The sequence below is a fragment of the Longimicrobium sp. genome (genome assembly GCA_036387335.1).
In the GTDB taxonomy this organism is placed as follows: domain Bacteria; phylum Gemmatimonadota; class Gemmatimonadetes; order Longimicrobiales; family Longimicrobiaceae; genus Longimicrobium.
In genome coordinates this window covers 1-2,544 of sequence record DASVTZ010000046.1, presented here as the reverse complement: position 1 = coordinate 2,544, position 2,544 = coordinate 1, and the positions used below count along the sequence as shown (strand labels likewise).

At 73.3% G+C, this 2,544-nt stretch carries 2 protein-coding genes; both read right to left on the bottom strand.

What is annotated here, in order from left to right; genetic code table 11:
- The coding region (locus VF647_04425; protein HEX8451319.1) for a cation diffusion facilitator family transporter at positions 1-619 on the bottom strand (619 nt) is incomplete at its 3' end.
- Entirely contained in the window at positions 619-1,983 is a 1,365-nt protein-coding gene (locus VF647_04420; GenBank protein ID HEX8451318.1) for an amidohydrolase family protein, read from the bottom strand. The genes VF647_04425 and VF647_04420, both read right to left, overlap by 1 nt.
- Positions 1,984-2,544 lie beyond the last annotated feature (561 nt).

Here is a 2,544-nt window from a genome sequence, read left to right as displayed (position 1 = left end):
TCCCCCACCCCGTCCGCGCGATCAGCACCGAGACGAAGAGTGTCGTCCACGCGTCGCCGTGCGGCACGCCCAGCTCCGTGAGCCCCAGACCGGCGAGCACCGACACCGTCACCCACACGTCGGCGCGCAGGTGCGCCGCATCGGCGAGAAGCAGGTCGCTGCGCAGCGCCTCACCACGGCGTTTTTCATAGCCGGAGGCGACGAGGCCGATGACGAGCGACACGGCCATCGCGCCGACCGCGACCGTCGCGTCGAAATCGGGCGGCTCGTTGCCCAAGATGCGCGACACGGCGCCGCGCACCAGCTCCGTGACGGTGATGGAGAGGAAGGCCACCATGGCGAGGGCGCCCAGCGTCTCGAACTTGGCGTGGCCGTAGGGATGCTCCTCGTCGGGCGCGGCGCCGGCCACCCGCGCCAGGACGATGGCGACCAGCGTGGTCAGCACGTCCAGCCCCGAGTCGATGGCGCCGCCCAGCACCGCCAGTGACCCCGCCCGCACGCCGGCGTACGCCTTCACCGCCACCAGCACCAGCGACACGGCCAGCACGGTGTTGAGTACCCGGCGCACGTCTGCCGAGCGCCGCGGCGATGCCTCGCGTCCCGCGGCCGCGCGTCGCATCATCCCACCAGCGCGGTACGCACGCGCGCCGCCGCCTCGTCGACCGCGTCGGAGATCGCCGCCTCGTCCAGCGTCGCCAGCACACCGTCGCGAAAGAGGACGCGCCCCTTCACCGCCGTCAGGATCACGTCCGTGGCGCGCGCGGCGTGGAAGACGGCCGCCACGGGGTCGTGCACCGGGCGCACGTGCGGCCCGGCCAACGACACGGCGCACAGATCCGCATCCTTGCCCGGCTCCAGCGTCCCCACGCGGCCCTCGATCCCCAGTGCAACGGCGCCGTCCAGCGTGCAAAGCCGCAGCAGGTCGGCGGGCGACAGGATCTCGTGCGACTGGAGCTGCCCGCGGTGCACCACCGACGCGATGCGCGCCTCCTCCAGCAGATCGAGCCGGTTGTTGCTCCCCACCGAGTCGGTCCCCAGCCCGACGCGCACCCCCGCGTCTCGGAGCGCGGAGTACGGCGCAACGCCGTGCCCCAGCTTGGCGTTGGCGACCGGGCAGTGGGCCACCGCGCACCCCGCCTCCGCGATGCGCAGCACGTCCTCCGCATCGATCGTCACGCAGTGGATGAGGAGCGGGCGCGCATCGAGGACGCCGAGCCGGTCGAGCATCTCCACCGTGGTGCGGCCGCGCACGGGCGTGTCGATGCCGCGCGCCTGCAAGCCCGGCGCGAAGTCCCCCGCCCCGCGCTCCACCAGGTCGCGCTCCGCCACCGACTCCGACGCGTGCACCGCCATGGGGAGCTCCTCGGCCACGCAGTACTCGGCAGCGGCGCGAAAGAGGCGGTCGGACACGGTGTACGGTGCGTGCGGCGACACCCCGATCCGCACCAGCTCCGTCTCGTCGCGGCGGAGCTGTTCGACGGCGGTGCGCAGCTCGTCCATGGAGTCGTCGGCCTGCGCCGGATCGGGCCCGAAGACCTCGCGGTAGAGAACGCCGCGCATCCCTGCCTCGCGCATGGCCACGGCCCCTGCGGCGGAGGATTCGGTGGCGGCGAGCGTGGTCATGCCGGAGCGGATCGCCTCCACCATCGTCCAGCGCGCGGCGACGAGGTAGTCGTCGTCGCGCATGGCCGTGCGCTTGGTGCCCACCAGGCGCAGGATCCAATCGCGGAAGCGGAGATCCTCCAGCGCGCCGCGAAAGAGCGAGAGCTCGGGATGGGCATGCACGTTGACGAGCCCGGGGAGGAGGGCGGCCGCGCCCAGCTCCACGATCTCGGCATCGGGGGGCGGCTCGATGGCCGCGCTGGGGCCGACCGCCGCGATCCGCCCGTCCGCGCCCACCATCACCGCTCCCTCGCGGATCGGCTCCGCCGCCACGGGCAGCACCCACGCCGCGCGGTAGATGGTCGCCCTCTCGTGCGTCATTCCTCCCTCGGTACCGGGTCGCCCGTGCGTGAGCGCCCGGGCAGGTGCACACCGCGTTCCGCGAGGGGCCCTCACCCCCGCTCGTTCCTCGCTGCCCCCTCTCCCGATAACAGGAGAGGGCTCCGCCCTCCTGTCATCGAGAGAGGGGGCTTGGTGCCGTCCCACTGCGGTTTGCGCCGTGCGGAGGGCCCCCTCCCCCCGGCCCCCTCCCCCGCCTGCGGGGGCGCAGGGCGGGTGAGGGGGAGAACTCCGCGCGCGCAGCACCGATCCGTAGGGGCGCGATTCACCGCGCCCGTGCCCTGCGCCGCACCGCATTGATCCCGTAGGGGCAGACCTGCGTGTCTGCCCACCGCCCGCCACACCTCCATCCCTGCCCCACCGCACCGATCCCGTAGGGGCCGCCCCACGTGGCTGCCCGTGCCCGCCAGCGTGACGTACTCTGCTACGCGCGCAGACCACCGCGCTTTCCTAACATTCCCAGGAGAGGCCGCGAGAAACACCCGGCGCCAGGCCCCCTCAGTTCGGGAAGCTGAACAGCGACGCGCTCAACGCACGCCGGCT